This is a genomic window from Xylanibacter brevis P6B11, from assembly GCF_000621825.1.
GTDB lineage: Bacteria > Bacteroidota > Bacteroidia > Bacteroidales > Bacteroidaceae > Prevotella > Prevotella brevis.
In genome coordinates this window covers 48,130-66,638 of the sequence record NZ_KK211352.1, presented here as the reverse complement: position 1 = coordinate 66,638, position 18,509 = coordinate 48,130, and the positions used below count along the sequence as shown (strand labels likewise).

The 18,509-nt window shown below is 50.7% G+C and carries 10 protein-coding genes; 7 read left to right on the top strand and 3 right to left on the bottom strand.

Annotated elements, in window-relative coordinates:
- The first annotated feature begins 2 nt into the window (after window positions 1-2).
- Window positions 3-7,985 carry a chitobiase/beta-hexosaminidase C-terminal domain-containing protein gene (locus T496_RS0110135; RefSeq protein ID WP_081783617.1) on the top strand — a complete coding sequence of 2,661 codons (7,983 nt, stop codon included), beginning with the start codon at window positions 3-5 and terminating at the stop codon, window positions 7,983-7,985.
- Here the strand turns inward: T496_RS0110135 and T496_RS0110130 are convergent.
- On the bottom strand, window positions 7,954-8,298 hold the full coding sequence (locus tag T496_RS0110130; protein WP_231478041.1) for a VanZ family protein: 345 nt from the start codon (window positions 8,296-8,298) through the stop codon (window positions 7,954-7,956). The genes T496_RS0110135 and T496_RS0110130 overlap by 32 nt on opposite strands.
- A gap of 145 nt (window positions 8,299-8,443) precedes the next feature.
- On the opposite strand from T496_RS0110130, the gene T496_RS0110125 reads away from it, so the two are divergent.
- The 4 genes from T496_RS0110125 (at window position 8,444) to T496_RS0110110 (ending at window position 14,111) form a co-directional block, all read left to right on the top strand.
- Window positions 8,444-9,844, top strand: coding sequence for a sodium-dependent transporter (locus T496_RS0110125; protein WP_027450649.1), 1,401 nt, complete (start codon window positions 8,444-8,446; stop codon window positions 9,842-9,844).
- Window positions 9,841-10,728: a helix-hairpin-helix domain-containing protein gene (locus tag T496_RS0110120; RefSeq protein WP_027450648.1), complete on the top strand. Its 888-nt coding sequence runs from the start codon at window positions 9,841-9,843 to the stop codon at window positions 10,726-10,728. The genes T496_RS0110125 and T496_RS0110120 overlap by 4 nt, the downstream gene beginning before the upstream one ends.
- A gap of 182 nt (window positions 10,729-10,910) precedes the next feature.
- Window positions 10,911-12,413, top strand: a complete 1,503-nt coding sequence (locus T496_RS13945) for a bifunctional metallophosphatase/5'-nucleotidase (protein WP_197018951.1) — start codon at window positions 10,911-10,913, stop codon at window positions 12,411-12,413.
- A gap of 63 nt (window positions 12,414-12,476) precedes the next feature.
- Entirely contained in the window at window positions 12,477-14,111 is a 1,635-nt protein-coding gene (locus T496_RS0110110; RefSeq protein WP_027450647.1) for a helix-turn-helix domain-containing protein, read from the top strand.
- A gap of 317 nt (window positions 14,112-14,428) precedes the next feature.
- Here T496_RS0110110 and T496_RS0110105 read toward each other — a convergent pair whose 3' ends face one another.
- Both T496_RS0110105 and T496_RS0110100 read right to left on the bottom strand, forming a co-directional pair.
- Window positions 14,429-15,301: a sensor histidine kinase gene (locus T496_RS0110105; protein WP_231478040.1), complete on the bottom strand. Its 873-nt coding sequence runs from the start codon at window positions 15,299-15,301 to the stop codon at window positions 14,429-14,431.
- A complete protein-coding gene (locus tag T496_RS0110100; protein ID WP_027450645.1) occupies window positions 15,298-15,822 on the bottom strand; it encodes a response regulator in 525 nt (174 codons plus the stop codon). The genes T496_RS0110105 and T496_RS0110100 overlap by 4 nt, the downstream gene beginning before the upstream one ends.
- Window positions 15,823-15,944: 122 nt before the next feature.
- Between T496_RS0110100 and T496_RS0110095 the strand changes: the two genes are divergently transcribed.
- Complete coding sequence (locus T496_RS0110095; protein WP_027450644.1) at window positions 15,945-17,264, top strand: TolC family protein; 1,320 nt, start codon at window positions 15,945-15,947, stop codon at window positions 17,262-17,264.
- Window positions 17,252-18,505 (top strand): efflux RND transporter periplasmic adaptor subunit, encoded by a 1,254-nt coding sequence (locus T496_RS0110090; protein ID WP_027450643.1) that lies wholly within the window; start codon window positions 17,252-17,254, stop codon window positions 18,503-18,505. The genes T496_RS0110095 and T496_RS0110090 overlap by 13 nt, the downstream gene beginning before the upstream one ends.
- The last annotated feature ends 4 nt before the right edge of the window (window positions 18,506-18,509 follow it).

The following is an 18,509-nucleotide window of genomic DNA, read 5'->3' as shown; positions in this document are numbered from 1 at the left end:
CTATGATAAAGATATACGATTACACGAAACAAGTGATCAACAAATTGGTTGTTGCCCTGGCGATGCTGGCACTCGGCAGTGCCGCTGCGTGGGCAGAGACAGACTATTCTGGTGTATATTATATTGCCAATGGTAATGGTTACAATGCAGGCACCCCTGCCAATAATTTCTATCTGATACCAGCCACCAACGCTGATTATGTTACAGGACAGCCGCACCTGACAACAGCAACGACGGGCCGTGTGTCCAACAGTTGCTGGATGGTGGAGAAAGCGGGCGACTACTACCATATCATCCATGTTGCTGATGGAAAGTATCTTACAGCCAATCCTGCATACGACGGAACAAAAGATAATGATGTTGGTCGACTGAGAGTGCACCTTGAAGCCATGGACGTGCCTGACAATAACACGCTGTTTGAGATAAAACCCAATGGCACTGCTTTTAATATCAGGCATAAGGATATGAATGATAAGGTCAACAATAAGACAACGACCTATCTCGATCCTGCTGGTGGTAATAGGGAAGGAACTGACCTCACTAACTATCGAACGGCCGAAACCTCTTCCGGCACCATCAATGTGGGTGGCGGTATCGGTTATTGGACTGACGAGCCTGCTGCCCGCTGGTATTTCGAGTCGGCCATAACGATTACAGCGCCTACCATCACGAACAATTTCGATGGTACCTTCACCATTACAGCCGCTGCTGGTGCCGCTATCTATTACACCACCGATGGCAGCACGCCGACCATGTCGTCCTATACAGGCACTGGTACTACCACGGTCAACGTCAGTCAGACGGAGAACATGCGTGTCATCAAGGCCATAGCCAAGCTGGCCAGTGATCCTTACTCTACGCCAGCCCGCACTTATGAACTGCCTGTCTGCGAAAAGCCTATCATATCGATTCATAGCAGTAAGATCATGGTGACGTGTGGTACAGAGGGTGCCGTCATTCATTATACCACGAACGACACACCTGCCACGTCGGCATCGCCGGTTTACAGCGCTCCCGTCGTCTGGAGCAGTTCCACGGTCTTCAGGACTGTTGCTACCAAACCAGGCTATGTCATCTCTGCTGAGGCTGTTCTTCTGCCTCCCACGGAGGTGTCTTCTTCCAGCGAGATTACGGATATGACGGGCAATTATATCCTGGCAGACAATTTCACATCGACGGCCCCCATCGGCACCTCCGACCATCCTTTCAGTGGAACGATTGATGGCAACATGGTGGTGGTGTCGGGACTTGACCATCCTTTCATCGCCTATGCCAATAATGCCATGATCAAGAATGTCATCCTCGACAATGTCAGCATCAGTGGTGGCACGAATGTGGGCGCCATCTGTGCTGAGGCTACCGGCACCACGCGCATCTTCAACTGTGGCGTGCTGGCCACGGGCAGCACGGTGGAGACCGATAAGGATGGCTATAACAGACTGACCAACTGCAGCAGTACCGTCAGTGGCAGCAACTACGTGGGCGGACTTGTAGGTCTGCTCGACGGCAGTGCGCGTGTCATCAACTGTTTCAGTTATGCCCATGTGTCGGGAGGCAGTTATGTGGGTGGTATCGTGGGATATAATAACGTTGCCACGAAATCAAACAATCTCAAGACTATGGTGATGAACTGCATGTTCTATGGTGAGGTCAATGGCTCTTCAAAGGCCCCTATCTACAATGGTAGTATTATCACTAACAGAAGCGATCAGTCGGGGGTTAGCAACTTTAACTATTTCTGGGCAGGCGCCTCCTATGTTCAAAACAGGCAGATTGATGTTTACAACTGTGCTCTTTCTGCCGAAACGCGCTTCCTGCAGCGCTTTGAGTTCTACCGCCATTTGCTCAATAGTAACAGAGCACTGGCTGCATGGTGGGCAACAGGCAGTGAAGAAAACGTGAACGAGATGAAGAAATGGGTGTTAGAACCTTCGCAGATAGGTAGTACGACGCCGTATCCCATCCTTAAAACACCAGGCAAGTATTCTTCAGTGGTTAATATCGACGCAGACCATGCTGAGGCCTTTGCCAGCGATGCTGCTACCAGGAAGACACAGTATAACCAGGGACGTAAGTTCGGCACGCTGATCATCTACATCCAGAACGCATCGAGCGGTGCGCCTGCCGGTGCCAATATCGAGGTGCCCTCGGTCACACCCAATATCACCGACAAAGACCCAGCGCACTTCAATTTCAACTACTACAAGGTGCAGTTGCCCTATTACAACGATGTGGGCTCGAAGAACTATACCAACAATAAAGTTGTGACGGGCTGGAAAATCGTTGCCATCAGTGGTGGCACACATAGCTTCTCTACCGGTTCCGACGCAACGGCAACAGTCGATGCGAATGGCGACATCACGCTGACGACACCTTATAACTTTGCTGATCGCAAGAGCACCGACAAGGACTTGTATAGTGTAGGTGAGCGTGTGTTCAGTCAGGGCGCTTACTTCGATGTGCCCGAGGGCGTGACCTCCATCACCATCGAACCCTATTGGGGCAAGTGTGTGTATGTGGCTGACGAATATCCCGACGTGGTTTACAACCAGGCCATGAACAATGGCACACCGGCCTACGTGACCACCGTTGGCGACGGAGCACGTTACTCCAATGCGGTGGCCTACAACATCAATGGCAGCAGTCAGAACGTCTATACAACGATGCAAGCAGCTGTTACAGCACTGGCACCATCTGGCTCTGTTTACGATAATGCCATCGTGCTGGTGGGCAATGTGCATAGTCTGAAGCTTTCAAGCGAGGCCAAAACGCTGCCCTATACCATCATGTCTATCGACCTGGATAAAGACAATGAGCCAGACTATTCCTATATCCTTCGCTTCGACTCTCGTAAAAGAGTGCATCCCGTCAGAATAGACTTCCTGAATGTCATTGGTCTGGGTATGGCTCAGAAATCCTTCGGCGGTACGGGAACTTACAACCTGGGTATCATGCAGCCCTACGGATGGTTTGAATGCACCAACACGGGTCTTTTCCGTGTCACGCAGTTTGAATATGACTACCTGAACATCAATGTCGCTAACTCCGGCAGAGCCGAGAGCCCGATGATTCTGCAAGGTGGCGTGATAGAGCAGTGGGTGACTGTCGGCGGTGCTGAGGTCTATCACCACGAGGCCGAGTCGGTGACCTACTACCACGTGGGTGGCAATGTGTGGTTCAAGGAGTTCCACATCGGCGTGCACCAGGATAAGACGCAGGAAAACTTTGTCAGTCCGCATCCGCCCATCTCGGTTACAGGTGGCGATTATGACATCTTCTACCTGACGGGCTACTATAACAGTCCTGCCAACAAATATGCCGATAATGCCGAGTGCTATATCAATGGCGGCCGTTTCGACAAGGTGGCAGGTACGGGCATGCAGGGCATTGGCGCAGCTGGTGGTGCCGACGATACGGGCAACATCGTGTGGCAGATAGATAATGCCGATATCAACGAGTTCTATGGCGGTGGTATCAATGCAGCCCATATTGCCGAGGGCAACATCGTGACAGTCATCACCAACAGTCGTGTGGATCAGTTCTGTGGCGGTCCGAAGTTTGGCGATATGAACAGTAATAAGAAGGTGGCTACCAATGCCTCCAACTGCATCTTCCGCACCTTCTTCGGCGCTGGCTATGGCGGCAACTCTTATAACCGCCGTTATCCTCAGAACCAGAACAAGGTGTCCAACATCGACTGGAATGCCTGGGTTTCTGGTAATAATGGCATACAATACAGATACAACGCCTCTGGCGTGGAGTCGCGCATCGACTATCAGTTTATCCCCATGTCTGACAACGCTAACAACGTGGCCCGTCTGTTTGTTGACTATGTCAGCTTCTCGCTGGCTACCACGCGCGACGTCACCTCTAAGCTGACAGATTGTACCATCACCACCAGTCCGCTGGGCACGCTCGACCTCTTCAGTCAGTGTGTGGGCAACTTCTATGGCGGTGGTAACCTCGGCATGGTGGCAGGCCCTGTCAAGTCCACGCTCACCAACTGTGTGGTGGAGGGCAACGTGTTTGGCGCAGGCTACTCGGCCAGTCTGCCACCAGTGGCAGTGATGGACAACCACTTCCAGACAGAGCCTTACTACGACGTGAACCTGGGAGCCTATCTGGAGGCTGTGCTGCCTTCTACGGTGACCTACACCTGGCAACACCGTGATGTGGTCAACTCTGCAGCGACGGCTATTGACAGAACCAACCACATCCTCTATACGCCTGTGGATCTGACCAACCTTGGTGTCGTCACGGGTGATGTGACGCTGACCGTAGATGGTCACACCACAGTCACTGGCGGCAAGGTGATGAGTGTCACGAAGAGTGTCTTTGGCGGTGGCGAGGAGGCCAGCGTCATTGGCGACACCTACGTCACGGTGAGCGGTGGCGCCATCGGTGTTCAAGGCCTGGGAGCCGCTGTCTATGGCAACGTCTATGGTGGCGGTAAAGGAAAGGTGGACGATAAGATGGCCGGACTGGTGAAGGGCAATACGCACATCCTCATCAACGGTTCGCCCATGATCTATCACAACGTCTATGGTGGTGGTGCCATCGGTTCGGTGGGCGACTTTACCTACAGTGGTGAGACCGGATTGCCGGCATCGCTGCGTACCAGCAATACGGGTGCATGCCATGTGACGATCCTGGGCGGTCAGATTGGTACCACGGGTATGAACAATGGTATGGTGTCTGGCGCTTCGCGTGGTGATGTGTCTGTACCCGGCGACGACGGCGTGGATCCCTACGACCAGATGGCGTGGGTCTATGAGACGCATGTCACCATCGGTACCTCTGGTTCTGCTACCGGACCTGTCATTACGGGCTCGGTCTATGGCAGTGGTGAGAATGGTCACACGTTTGCCGATACCGACATGAAGATATACAGTGGACTGATAGGCGTCCTGGACCGTAATGTCAATGGTGGTCCGCGCTATCCCCACCGTGGTAATGTCTATGGTGGCGGCTGCGGCACCGATACGTATGTCAAAGGCGGAAAATACTACTATAACCCCATGTCGGGTCAGGTGTGGGGCAACACTCACGTGCAGATCTTTGGCGGCCATGTGGCTCACAATGTCTATGGCGGTGGCGCCATGGGTACGGTGGGTAAGTATGCCTTTGTCGATGAGGCTTATAACACGGCCCATCCCGCTGCTACACTGCCGCTGGGCAAACCCTACGAATGCTTGTCGGGCGGCCTTTGTCAGGTGACGATTAGTGGTGGCTTGATTGGGGCCACGGGGGCCACCATGACAGCCGAAGGCGGTCCTGATGACTTTGGGCATGTGTTTGGTGCCGGTCGTGGCGAGATGCACGATCCTGCGCTCTATCCGAACCTGGAGGTGGTCAGCTATTTCAACATGACGCAGCTCACCATCAGCGGTGATGCTCTGGTGACAGGCTCAATCTATGGCGGCAGCGAGAGTGGACATGTGCTGGGCAATACCAACGTGACGATCAGTGGTGGCCAGATTGGTTGTGGTGTGGGCGCCGACAAGGCTTACACCGACTGGGATGCTGAGACATTGGCACCCACAGACCACTGGCCCTTCGAGCATAATGGCCGTCCTCACGACCAATATGCTGATGCAAGTGGTAACTATCCAGAGATGCCTGCCGACGAGGATGGACCCTCGGCTCGTGGCGGCTATCCCAGTGCCACCGATGGCCATACGTTCTATGGTAACGTGTTTGCCGGTGGTTCTGGCTACTATCCTTATGCACCAGGCAAATGGCTCCGCTCTGCCGGTCGTGTGGAAGGAAATGCGAGTGTGACCATCAGTGGCGGTCATGTACTGAACAACGTTTATGGCGGTTGTGAGATGGCCGACATTCTTGGCTTAGCCACGGTTCTAATGACGGATGGTACTGTAGGTGTACCACGCAGTGCTGCCGATATTGTTGCCAATCCTACTGTAGGCCATATCTATGGTGGAGGCATGGGCGACAAACGTATCTTCTTTAATACCAGTACCAATGTAGCCTCGACATCTGTCAACGTACTTGGTGGCAAGGTCTATGGCTCTGTCTATGGTGGTGGTGAGGATGGTCACGTGTTGAACAATGCAGTGACAACGATTCGCCAAGCAGATAATGATATTGCTACGGTGATAGGTACGGTAGGTACTACGGGCTATGATGGTAATATATTTGGTGGCGGACAGGGCTCTTCTATGGCTTTGACTTCCGGTGTCGTTGGAGGTAATGCGATTCTGAATGTTCAGGATGGTACGATACTTGGCTCTGTCTATGGTGGTGGTCGTATTGCTTCTGTCGGAACCTATTTCACTATGGCAAAAATCATTGATCCTTCATCTGGCGAGGAAGTGGATAATCCTGACTATGGAAAGATGCAGAGCGGCGATGACCATGGCGTGATTACCGTCAATCTCACGGGAGGCACTATCGAACAAAATGTCTATGGTGGCTGTATGGGCACAACTGAAAACGATAGCCTGGGTGTTTCAAAGAATGTCACAGTGAAACTGAATGAGAATGTGGCAGACGATGCACGCGGCTGTGCTGTGAAGGGCTTTATCTTTGGTTGTAATAATGTGAATAGCTCTCCTCAGGGCGATGTCTTGGTGCATGTCTATAAGACTCAACGTGCAGGACAGACACGTATCACCAATCCTGCGGAAGGTCCGCAGACGGCTAAAGTGCTTGGCACTAGGAGTGCCGATGGTAATTTTGTGCTGGAGTCATTCGATGTTAAAGCTGTCTATGGTGGTGGTAACATGGCAGCTTATATGCCATTGGATTTAGCTAATGGTTCTACCCATGTGATCATTGATGGTTGCGACCGCACCAGTATTGGACAGGTCTATGGCGGTGGCAATGCAGCCTCAACACCTGCTACGAATGTGGAAGTCAATGGAACTTTCGAGATTGGCGAACTGTTTGGTGGCGGTAACGGAAAGGATAGTATCGTCGTTAACAACATAAAGAAAAAGAACCCAGGCGCTAATGTCGGTTTCCTGGACTACTCCGATGTTGAGAATGATGAACGATGGGATACAAAGGAGGAAAGAGCGACGAATGCCGATTTCATTGCCCGCTATTCCTATGGCAGTGGTGAGGCTGCTGTTAATGTCAAAGGTGGCACTATTCATCGTGTCTTTGGTGGATCCAATACGAAGGGTAATGTGCGTAAAACAGCTCTGACAATTCTTGAAGAGGTTGACAATAATGGCATACCTCTCTGTGCTTTCCATGTCGATGAGGCTTATGGTGGCGGTAAGAGTGCACCGATGGATGCAGAGGCTAAACTGATTATGGCATGTATCCCTGGTCTGACCGAAGTCTATGGCGGTGCTCAGGCAGCTGATGTCTTCGACGATGTGACGTTGACGATTACCAACGGTAACTTCAATCGCGTGTTTGGCGGTAACAATATCAGTGGAACCATCCGTGGTAAGATTACTATTAACATTGAGGAAACTGGCTGTAGGCCTATTGTCATTGGCGAACTGTATGGTGGTGGCAACGAGGCAGGCTATTCTGTTTATGGCTATAACGAGGACGGATCTCTGATTGAAACTGCTTCTTCGCCTTTGTATGGCGACCCTGAAGTTAATGTCAAGTCGTTTACCAACATAGGCACCATTTATGGTGGCGGCTATGGTACCAATGCTGTGATGATTGCTAATCCCACCGTCAATGTCAATGTGGTGCTGGGCGACTATGCTGTTGATGGCCGAATAGGTACGATTGGTGATGTCTTTGGTGGTGGTAATGCTGCTAAGGTGATTGGCAATACGCAGGTAAATATTGGTACGGCTACGGGCGAAGATATCAACATGATATCACTTCCAATCCTCGATGCTGATGGCAATCCTGTCTTGGATGCAAATAATAAGCCTACTTATACTAAGAAAAGAGTTTTGGGCGCTAATATCACAGGTAATGTCTATGGTGGTGGTAACAATGCCGAGGTAACAGGCTCTGCTAATGTAACCATCGGTAAACAAGTCCCATAACAGCACCCATCATTACGCCTATTGCATCGGCAGCCAAGTCGAGCCATTCGCCTGAGCGGTTGGCGGTGCAATAGGCTTGAACCAGCTCAATCACTCCTCCCATTACGGAGGGAGCCAGACATGCCCACAAGATCAGCTTGCGGGCATTTATTGTATGGTGATTATGCAAGTATTCCCACCAGATGACTGCGCATGTGCCGCCATACATTACGAAATGGGTCCATTTATCCAGGAAGTTGATGCTTGGCAGCTCCATCTCCTCTGGTGGCATGAACCAAATGGACAGATACCACACCAAGGCGATACATATCATAGAAAGGGGATAATTTCTTACGATTTGCAGCATAATAGCTTTCTTTATTGTCAAGTTGGCTGCAAAAGTACTAAATTATCTATGAATCATCATCTGTAATTCATATTTTTTTTCTACTTTTGCACTCGATTTACGTAAACTAGATATGAATCAGACGGAAAGAGCAAGTTTCGGAAGTAAGTTGGGCATTATCCTTGCCACGGCCGGTTCGGCTGTGGGATTGGGTAATGTGTGGCGTTTCCCCTATATGACAGGTCAAAATGGCGGTGCTGCCTTCATCCTTATCTATGTGGCATGTGTGCTGATATTAGGCATCCCGTGTATGCTCAACGAGTTTATCATCGGTCGTCGGGCGCAGGCCAACACGGCTCGCGCCTATGCTAAGTTGGCCAACGGCACCCCTTGGCGCCTTATCGGCCTCTTTGGTGTTTTCACTGGTTTCATGATCACCGGCTATTATGTAGTGGTGTCGGGATGGTGTCTGCAGTATATCTATGCTTCTGCAGCAGGTCATCTTATGGGCGATGCCAACTATGTGAAAACCTATTTTGAAACCTTCTCGTCTGATCCTTGGAAGCCAATTGTCTGTATGCTGCTGTTCATGCTCATGTGTCATTTCATTATCTCGCGTGGTGTGGAAAAAGGCATTGAGAAGGGTTCCAAGATGATGATGCCCCTGCTCTTCATCCTGCTCATCGTGATTGCAGTAGCTTCCTGCACGCTGCCCGGTGCCAGCCGTGGCATCAGTTTCCTATTCAATCCCGACTTCTCTAAGGTCGATAGCAATGTCCTGTTGGGTGGACTGGGACAGGCGTTCTATTCGCTCAGTGTGGGTATGGGCTGTCTTTGCACCTATGCCAGCTATTTCAAGAAAGACACCCACCTCACGAAGTCAGCCTTCCAGATTGTCAGCATCGACACGTTGATAGCCATCCTGGCAGGTCTCATGATTTTCCCCGCTTTCTTCGCCATCTATCCCAATGCCCCCGAGCTGATGAGCGATCCCAACCAGGCCAGTCAGTATTGTGGTCCCGGACTGGTGTTCATCACCCTGCCCAGCGTGTTCCAGCAGGCCTTCTCGGGCGTGCCCTTCCTTGGCGAGGTGGTAGCCCTGTTGTTCTATGCCCTGTTGTCGCTGGCAGCCCTGACCTCCCTGATGTCTCTTCACGAGGTCAGCACCGCCTTCTTCCATGAGGAACTGAACATCTCGCGCCGCAAGGGTGCTGCCCTTGTCACGCTGACCTGTGCCCTGATTGGCGTGTTCTGCTCGCTGTCGTTTGGCGATGGTCGTGAGTGGCTCGTGTTTGGCGGCAAGTCTTTGTTCAACTGGTTCGACTACCTCACCGGTCAGATCTTCCTGCCCACGGGCGGTCTGCTCACCTGTCTGTTCCTGGGATGGTATGTGCCCAAGGCCATTGTCAAGGATGAGTTTACCAATGGCGGAACCTTCCGTGGTCGCCTCTTTGGTATTTATATGTTTGCAGTCCGCTTCGTCTGTCCCATCTGCATCCTGCTCATCTTCCTCCATCAGTTTGGCGTGATATGAGCCTGCGCGACTATTTCTATATCAACAAGAGCGACCGTCGTATCATCCTGGCTCTCTTGCTGCTAGGCATGGTAGCCTTTGTGGCAGTAGGTGTTCTCGACGAGGACGTACCTGCCGAGACGCCCTCGTCTGCAGACGCCAAGTGGCGGGGTGGGGCAAGTCAAACACAGAAAGCTGAACCGTATTATCAGGTCGAAGCGCACCGCGTCGAGCGCTTTCCGTTCGATCCTAACACCGCCGACAGCACCCAACTGTTGCGCTTGGGCCTGCAACCTTGGCAGGTGCGCAACATCTATCGCTACCGAGCTTCTGGTGGCATCTATCGTTCAAAGACAGACTTTGCCCGCCTTTATGGTCTCACCGTCAAGCAGTATCGCGAACTGGAGCCCTTCATCCGCATTTCTTCCGATTATCAACCCGCCTCTACGTTGGTGGCCCATGATGATGGCGCTCAGCGCGACACGTTGCGCTATACAGCAAAGCTCCACGAGGGCGAGACCGTCAGTCTGAACCTTCTCGACACAGCAGCGCTGCAGCGCGTGCCGGGCATTGGCAGCTATTATGCCCGTCGCATCGTGGCCTATGGGCAGCGACTGGGTGGCTATGCCAGCGTCAAGCAGTTGAACGAGATTGACGATTTGCCTGCCGATGTCCAGAAATACCTGCAGGTGACTGGCGATGGCCACATCCGGCAGCTGTCCATCAACCATCTTTCCCTCAACGAGTTGCGCCGTCATCCTTATATCAACTACTACCAGGCCCGTGCCATCATCGACTATCGCCGTCAGCACGGCACCATCACCGACCTGCAACAGCTCTCCCTCTTGCCCGACTTCCCGCCCGAGGCCATTGCCCGTCTGCGTCCCTACATCAGTTATCAGTAAGTCGTGCAGAAAAAAAGGCATGGCGTTTATTTGGAAAGATAAATGTTTTTTTGTACTTTTGCCACGTAATAACCTTTGCTATGCGTGATTTAATGGATAAGTCAAAGATATCTTTCGTGCAGCAGTTTGTTGCAATACTTCTTTTGTGCTGCGCCTTTTCGGCCTGCAGTACCACAAAAGGATTGTCTTCAAAAACAAGTGTTTCCTCCACCGATAAAAGCATTGTCATCTTCTATGATAACGATGTTCATGGTGGTATTGACGGCTATGCCAAGATAGCAGGTCTGCGTGATGCTGTGGCAAAGAGTGATACGGCATGGACAGCTGTCGTAAGTTGTGGCGACTACCTGTCGGGCGGTGTTGCTTGTACGTTGAAAAGTGGTCAGTATATCACCGATATTATTTCCAGTGTTGGTTATGATGCCTTGACACTTGGCAATCATGAATTTGATTTCTATATGCCTCGCTTACAGGAACTGCTGCCTTCCATGCAGGCTCCTGTCGTGTGTGCAAATCTCTTTCCCTATCAGAAAGACAATCTGTTATTACCACCTTACGTAATTAAGCAGTTTGGTAATAAACGCGTGGCGTTTGTTGGCGTAACAACACCCGAGTCCATGTCGATGGAAAGCTATGCCTTCTTCGACCTCGATGGCAATCAACTGTTTGATCTGCGTACAGCCGATGTTTACCAATTGGTTCAACAGGCAGTGGATAAGGCTCGTAGTGAAGGTGCTGATTATGTTGTGGTATTGTCTCATCTGGGTGAAGAGAAGGGCGAAACCGGTATTTATTCTCATGGATTAGTAGCAGCGACGCATGGCGTGGATGTAGTACTCGATGGACATTCCCATCATGTCTTTGTGCGCGAGGATGTGAAGAACCGTGACGGTCAGCTGGTTCCAGTAACCCAGACAGGCACACAGTTTGCCAATGTTGGAAAACTGCTTATTACCCGCGATGGTCGTATTGTTACTTCTCTCATTGCCGATGCTGATATTCCTTTCAAGAGTGAGAAAGTGGCAGCAACGATTGATAGCGTCAGGGCCGACATGCATCAAGCCACATCTCGTCAGCTTTGCAAGGTCGGTTTCGAACTGACCATCAATGATACCAAGGGCGATCGATTGGCTCGTCTGAATGAAACCAATCTTGGTGACCTTGTTTCCGATGCTTACCTTGACTACTTTGGCGCGGAAATAGGTCTGATGAATGGCGGTGGCTTGCGAAACAGTATTCCCGCTGGTAATGTCTGTTATGGTGATGTCGTCAATGCGCTGCCCTTCATTAATATGATGTGCGAGATAGAGGTCACAGGACAGCAACTCTTTGATATGCTTGTGAAGTGTACCTCAAGTCTTCCGTTGGAAGATGGTTTCTTTCCTCATGTCTCGGGCATGAAGTTTACCATCCACAGTAGGAGCCACACCATTAGTGATGTGATAATAAGGAATAAGGAGACTCATGAGTACGAGCCGTTAGTTCTTGACAGGAAATACACCGTCGCAACCATCGACTATTATGCTCGTGGTGGTTTCTATGATATGTTGAAGTGTTGTCCGTTCTTGGTATCTACCCAACTTCTCAATCGTGATTGTGTGGCAGAATACCTAGCCAAGCTCAGTCCCACAACCATTGAGAAGTATCGCGTGTCTCAGCATCGTATCACCATTGTCAACGATTGATTTTTCTGCGGTTTCATCGATAAATATAGTTGTTCATCCAACCTTCAGAGCTCCTTATTACAAATGAAACAAAACCTTACCACAATATCGAAACACATCTTTCAAGATATGCTCCGTTCATGGATTCTGCTGACGCCTGTTGTCGTCATGACCATGATGGCGGGGTGCACAGGCTGCAACTCCGAGCATCCGACACACAAGCCACAAGCGTCCGACACACTCTACACTCGCGACGCTGCCATGAGAATCTATGGCTATCAGCCCGAACGCGCCTTGCAGATTCTGGACTCTGCCGTCATCGTGGGCAACCTAAAAGACTGGCAGGCCGACCAGTATCGTGCACGCATCTATAGCTCAACACAGATGTACGACGAGGCCGACTCGCTACTTGGCGGCACAGTCAATGCGCGCCTCGACAAGGCACGCAGAATCGGCGAGCGACTGCTGAAAAACGACTCTATCAAGGCCGACAAGCGCAACTTGCTCGACGTGCTTGAGGTGCTGAGCTACACTGCCCGCATGCAGAACGACACCGCCCGCTGGTTCAAGCGCTCGCGCCAGTATGTTGACCTGTGCCACCTGATGGGCCCCAGTCAGCAGACCAACGCGCTGCGCACCGAAGCTGAGATTGGCGCAGCCCTCTGTGCCATGGGGCGCCAAGCCGAGGGCATGGCCAAGATGGATAGCGTGATCTACGAGTTGGAGGCCACCTTCCACAGCGATCACGACCGCAGTGCCTTCAACGAGCTCGACGCCCTCATCATTGCCTGCAAACGAAAGATTGTGCAGTTGGGCGTCAACGAACAATTTAGCGAGACACTGCCGCTGGCACGCCTGATCCTGGAGCATCTCGACGACTACGAGCAGCACCCGGAGATCTATCATGATGGCTGCGATCGCGAGCCCGAGACCGACAAGGAACGCGCCGATTATATACGGTTTTATCGGGCTCAGGCCGAAAACTATATAGCTGCGGCCTACACCTCGCTGGGCGATCAGGGCAACATGCTGGCGGCTTTCGAGAAGATTGAGGATGGCGTCCGAAAGGCCACGGCCCGCGAACAACTGGCCTACTATCAGGCTTTACAGCAGCGCATCGAGTCCGAGCATCAGCACGATATAGCACGAAAGGCCATGTATTTCTCTGCCTGCATTTGTGTGCTGTTACTGTTGCTCATCATCTTTGTGGTGGTTGTGGTGTTCAAAAGCAGGGCCATCAGTCGCAAAAACATGATCCTGGCACAGCAGATTGCCGAGACCGCCAACTATCGAGAGAAGTATTGGGAAAACATGCGCACCGAGAATGAGTCGCTGCCCGAGGTCACCAATGATGATACGTTGACCGACGAGCAGCTCTTTCAGCGTATCAACGATGTCGTGGTGCGCGAAAAGCTCTTCCTCAACCCCCACTTCGAGCGCCAGTCCATCATGGAGCGCTTCCATCTGTCTAAGGATCGTGTGGGCAGCATCTTCTCCAAGGGAAGCAAGTATGGCCGCATCAGCAACTACCTGCAGCAGCTCCGTCTTGACTATTCGGCCATGCTGCTGGTGACGCAACCCGATATGAGTATTGTGCAGATTGCCACCGACAGTGGCTTCAGCAGTACGTCGTATTTCAGCAGTAGCTTCCGTCAGCATTTCAGCATGAGCCCTTCTGATTTCCGAAGAGATGCGCTGAAATCGGCCAATAGACATTAACTCATTTCACTGTTCTGAGTTCTTTGAAGGTGTCGTGGTAAGCGATGCCCAGGCTATCATTTTCGTCAGATGGGTTTTAGAAATTGTCTTTTTTGTTTAAATCTTGTCTTTTTGGGTCGTTAAAATTGTCTTTCCTATTGCGGAATATTTTTTTTTATGTCTATCTTTGTCGTGCAGTACAAGATATAACTGCCACTGATGATGACAAGAAGAATAACACACTTTAGGTGTGACAACGACATAATATAACATATCTTTACCTATATATTAAGAAGGCGACAATAGGAGTAGTAAACATCCCATTGCCGCCTTCTTCCTTATGAGCGATTCTGGAGTGACAGGATAAAGGTGACGTGACATCCTGAATGTGGCGTGTCTGCAAGTTCGAGTAAGCCGCCTTGTTGTATCATCATGCGGCGACTCAGGGAAAGACCAATCCCACTGCCGCTACGCTTCGTTGTGAAGAAAGGTACAAAGAGCGACTGGCGGTTCTCTGCTGGAATGGGCATACCGTCGTTGCTGATATAGAGTAGGATGTTGTTGGGCTTCTCATGAGCCTCTGTTTCAATGTCGATCTTTTTTGCGTCAGCCTCAATGGCATTCTTGACTAGGTTCATGAGTACTTGTCGAAGCATGCCGGCATCGGCAATTATGGTCAGGTCTTTCGTTATGTCTATATTCCAAGTTAACTGTGGATAGGTTTTCCTAATATCTTCAATCATGGCGCCCAGGTTGACATTGCTTACCTTGGGCTTCTCCAACTCCGATATCTTGCGGTAGTTAACCACAAAGTTGCTCATGTGTTTTGACGTTTCAAAGATGGCGCGAATGCCATCCTCGAGTGGTGTCCCCTTCACGTCCTCTCGGTTCATTAGCGATTGGCTGATACTCGTGATGGGCGCAGTGGCATTCATCATCTCGTGAGTCAGCACGCGGGTCAGCCGTTCCCATGACTCCACTTCGTTTTGATTCACCTGCTGACGAATGGTTTCCCCTAATTGGTTCAGTGTTTCCTGCATGGCTCGTTCCCCGAAGAACATACCATGTGTAGGTATGCGAAATGTGAAGTCTCGGTTACGGATGGCTTCCTGCATCAGGTGGGCGCGAAGGCGTAGCTTATGCTGGTGGTGGACAAACCATGCCACCATCGACGCGCATCCAACACCTATTATGATATATAGCCAGGTCATAGCCGCTTTATCTTGTTGTAGAGCGTCTGTCGGGTGATACCCAGAATCTCTGCAGCCTGTGTGAGGTTACCATGACAATGGTCGATGGTACGGCGAATATGCTCCTTTTCCATTTCATCGAGACTTACAATCTCATTGCGCATGTCAAGAACATCCTTCAACTTGTGCACCAGTTCGTCATTATCCCATGGTTTGGTAATGAAGTCCGAAGCACCGTTCTTTAGCCCCTTTACCGCCAGGTTGACATCTGCATAGGCTGTCAGCAATACGATTGGCGTTTCAGGATGCTGCTTGCGAATGGCACGCAGCCAGAATAATCCTTCAGTACCATTATTGACACCAAGCGTGAAGTTCATGTCAAGCAGCACTATGTCAACAGGCTGCTGAGCCATCATTTTCAGAATGTCATTGGGCTGGCTGGTGGTCAGTACATGTTCAAAAGTGCTGTCCAGCAAATAGCGCATCGCTGTCAGAATAGAAACGTTGTCGTCTGCGATAAGTATGGTTCCGTACTTGTTCATGTTGCAAAAGTAATCATTTCCCGTCAATAAATCATACGTTTAACTGTATAATTTTTAGACGTTTTGCCCTTCTGCGCTGGAAAAAGTATGGCGGTATTAAGTAAAAGAATTAACTTTGCGGTATGAAAAAGACGATGATTGCGCTATTGATAATGACATCGGTGCACGTTGCGGCTCAGGAGAAATGGACGATGCAACAGTGTATGCAGTATGCTGTTGCACATAATCATGAGGTGAAACGAGCAGAGTTGGAACTTGACAACTACAAGGCTGCCAAGACAAGTGCCATCGGACGCTTCCTGCCTGCTGTTGATGCCGGCATCGGCGTCCAGTATAATTTTGGTCGTGCTATTGATCCTGAGACCAATGGCTATACTGATGTCAGCACCTTTTATAATGATTACTCCCTACACACCTCGCTGCCCGTCTTTGATGGCTTCAGTCGCTTGCATGTCTTGAAAGCGGCAAAGGCTGGTGAACTGATGGGACGTGCCGCCCTGCGGAAACAGCAGGATCAGACAGCACTCAGTACACTTCAGGCCTATACCAATGTGGTCTATTACGAAGGCTTGGTGAAGATGGCCGAAGAAAAGGTGGACGAGACTGAACTTCTGCTAAAACAGATACATCTGTTGGAGGAGGTGGGACGCAAGAGTGCAGCCGATGTTGCACAGGTAGAGTCGCAGAAAGCCGAGGCAGACTATGAGTTGACCCGCCAGCAGAACCTTTTCTCCTTGGCCATGTTGGAGTTGAGAAAGGAAATGGGAGTCTCTCTCTCGTCCTCCGAAGCAGATACCATTGTATTGGCTCCTATGGAGTTCATTGACTCAACCGATAGGGTAATCGAAGCCCCCTCAGGGATTGTGGGAGGGCCGTCTGTAGATGTTGCCCACTATCAGGTACAAGTCTCTAAACACGAGTGGCGTCAGGCCCGTGCCGCGCTTCTTCCTGCTCTCTCGCTAAGTGCGGGTCTGAACACCACTTATTTTCATACCCTTCATTCCAGTGTAGGCCAGTCTTTCCGCAGTCAGTTTAAGAACAATATGGGTGAGTATGTTGGTGCTACATTGAGTATCCCCTTGTTTAATCGCTTGCAGACTGTCAGCAATATCCGCAAAGCCAAGAACAACTATCGAATGGCTTGTGAGTCTTTCGAACAGACACGGTTGGAACTGGAGAAACTCGCTTGTGAGGCCTGGCACGACTGGCAAGCCTATCAGAAACAGACGGAACAGATGAAACACAAGGTTGAGGCCGACAGCTTGGCTTACCAACTGACGCGCCGACAGTTTGAGGAAGGCCTTAGCACAGCTATTGACTTGCGGACGACTTCAGCACAGTTGCTTAATTCTAAAGCCACGCTGCTTCAGTGTCAGTTGATGACTATTGTCAAGGAACAATTAATAAGATATTATAGAGGTGAAACAATATGGACAGAGTAATCGAAAAGACAAGAACTCAGCGCCTGATGAAGCACTGGCCCTATGCGGTTGGTGGCTGTCTGGTATTACTTATTGTTGGTTGGTTGCTGTTTGGTAACCATGCTTCCACGCTTCGAGTGAACAAGGATGACCTGACCATCAGCGACGTGCAGAGTGCAGAGTTTAAGGACTATGTCCGTACCAACGGACAAGTGATGCCTATTCAGGTGGTTCAGATATCGCCAGAGGAAGGTGGCATCGTGATGGAGAAGGTGGTCGAGGAGGGTGCGATGGTACACAAGGGTGATGTCATCGTTCGTTTGAGCAATTCAAGCCTCGACTTACAGATTCTAAATGCCGAAGCCGAACTTGCCGAAAAGCAGAACCTATTAAGAAATACGCAAGTCGCCATGCAGCAAGACCGGCTGAACAATCAGACGGAACAGGCACAGCTGGATATGGATACTCAGCGCAAGCAGCGCACCTACGAGCAGAACGAACGTCTCTATGGTGAGAAGTTGATAAGCAAGGAGGATTATCTTCGTTCGCAAGAGGACTATCAGCTCTCTGCCAAGAAACGCTCGCTGGTGACAAAGCGCCTGAAGCAGGACTCTATCTATCGCACCGTTCAGATGGATCAGATGGAGGACAACCTGCAGAACATGCGCAAGAATGTGGTGCTGGTCCGACAGCGTAAGGACAAGCTCGAGATTCGCTCTGCCATCGATGGCGAGTTGGGGCTGCTCGATGTGGAACTGGGACAAAGCATCCAGCCGGGGCAGAAGATTGGCCAGCTGAATGATTTGTCTGATTATAAGGTGCAGGCCATGATCGACGAACACTATATCGACCGTGTGCGCCAAGGACTTACTGCCACCTTCACGCGCAACAATAAGCAATATCAGCTGCAGGTACGCAAGGTATATCCGGAGGTGCGCGATGGCAAGTTCCGCTGCGATTTCATCTTCAAAGGTGAACGTCCGGAGAACATCCGTTCTGGTCAGACCTATTACATCGACCTCGAACTGGGACAGCCTGAACAGGCTTTGATCATCCCTCGTGGCACCTTCTTCCAGACCACAGGCGGACAGTGGATATTCGTACTTGACAAAAACGGAGAAAAAGCCTATCGCCGCAATATCCGCATCGGTCGCCAAAATCCGCAGTATTACGAGGTACTTGAAGGACTGGAACCTGGCGAACGTGTTGTCACCAGTGGTTACGAGGCATTCAAGGATAATGAGGTGTTAGTGATTAAATAAACAA

Bases quoted from the DNA above. Each gene is read 5' to 3' on its own strand.
- T496_RS0110120 (WP_027450648.1), top strand. From the start codon at position 9,841: ATGAGCCTGCGCGACTATTTCTATATCAACAAGAGCGACCGTCGTATC.
- T496_RS0110135 (WP_081783617.1), top strand. From the start codon at position 3: ATGATAAAGATATACGATTACACGAAACAAGTGATCAACAAATTGGTT.
- T496_RS0110105 (WP_231478040.1), bottom strand. From the start codon at position 15,301: ATGACCTGGCTATATATCATAATAGGTGTTGGATGCGCGTCGATGGTG.
- T496_RS0110090 (WP_027450643.1), top strand. From the start codon at position 17,252: ATGGACAGAGTAATCGAAAAGACAAGAACTCAGCGCCTGATGAAGCAC.
- T496_RS0110110 (WP_027450647.1), top strand. From the start codon at position 12,477: ATGAAACAAAACCTTACCACAATATCGAAACACATCTTTCAAGATATG.
- T496_RS0110100 (WP_027450645.1), bottom strand. From the start codon at position 15,822: ATGAACAAGTACGGAACCATACTTATCGCAGACGACAACGTTTCTATT.
- T496_RS0110130 (WP_231478041.1), bottom strand. From the start codon at position 8,298: ATGATATGTATCGCCTTGGTGTGGTATCTGTCCATTTGGTTCATGCCA.
- T496_RS0110125 (WP_027450649.1), top strand. From the start codon at position 8,444: ATGAATCAGACGGAAAGAGCAAGTTTCGGAAGTAAGTTGGGCATTATC.
- T496_RS0110095 (WP_027450644.1), top strand. From the start codon at position 15,945: ATGAAAAAGACGATGATTGCGCTATTGATAATGACATCGGTGCACGTT.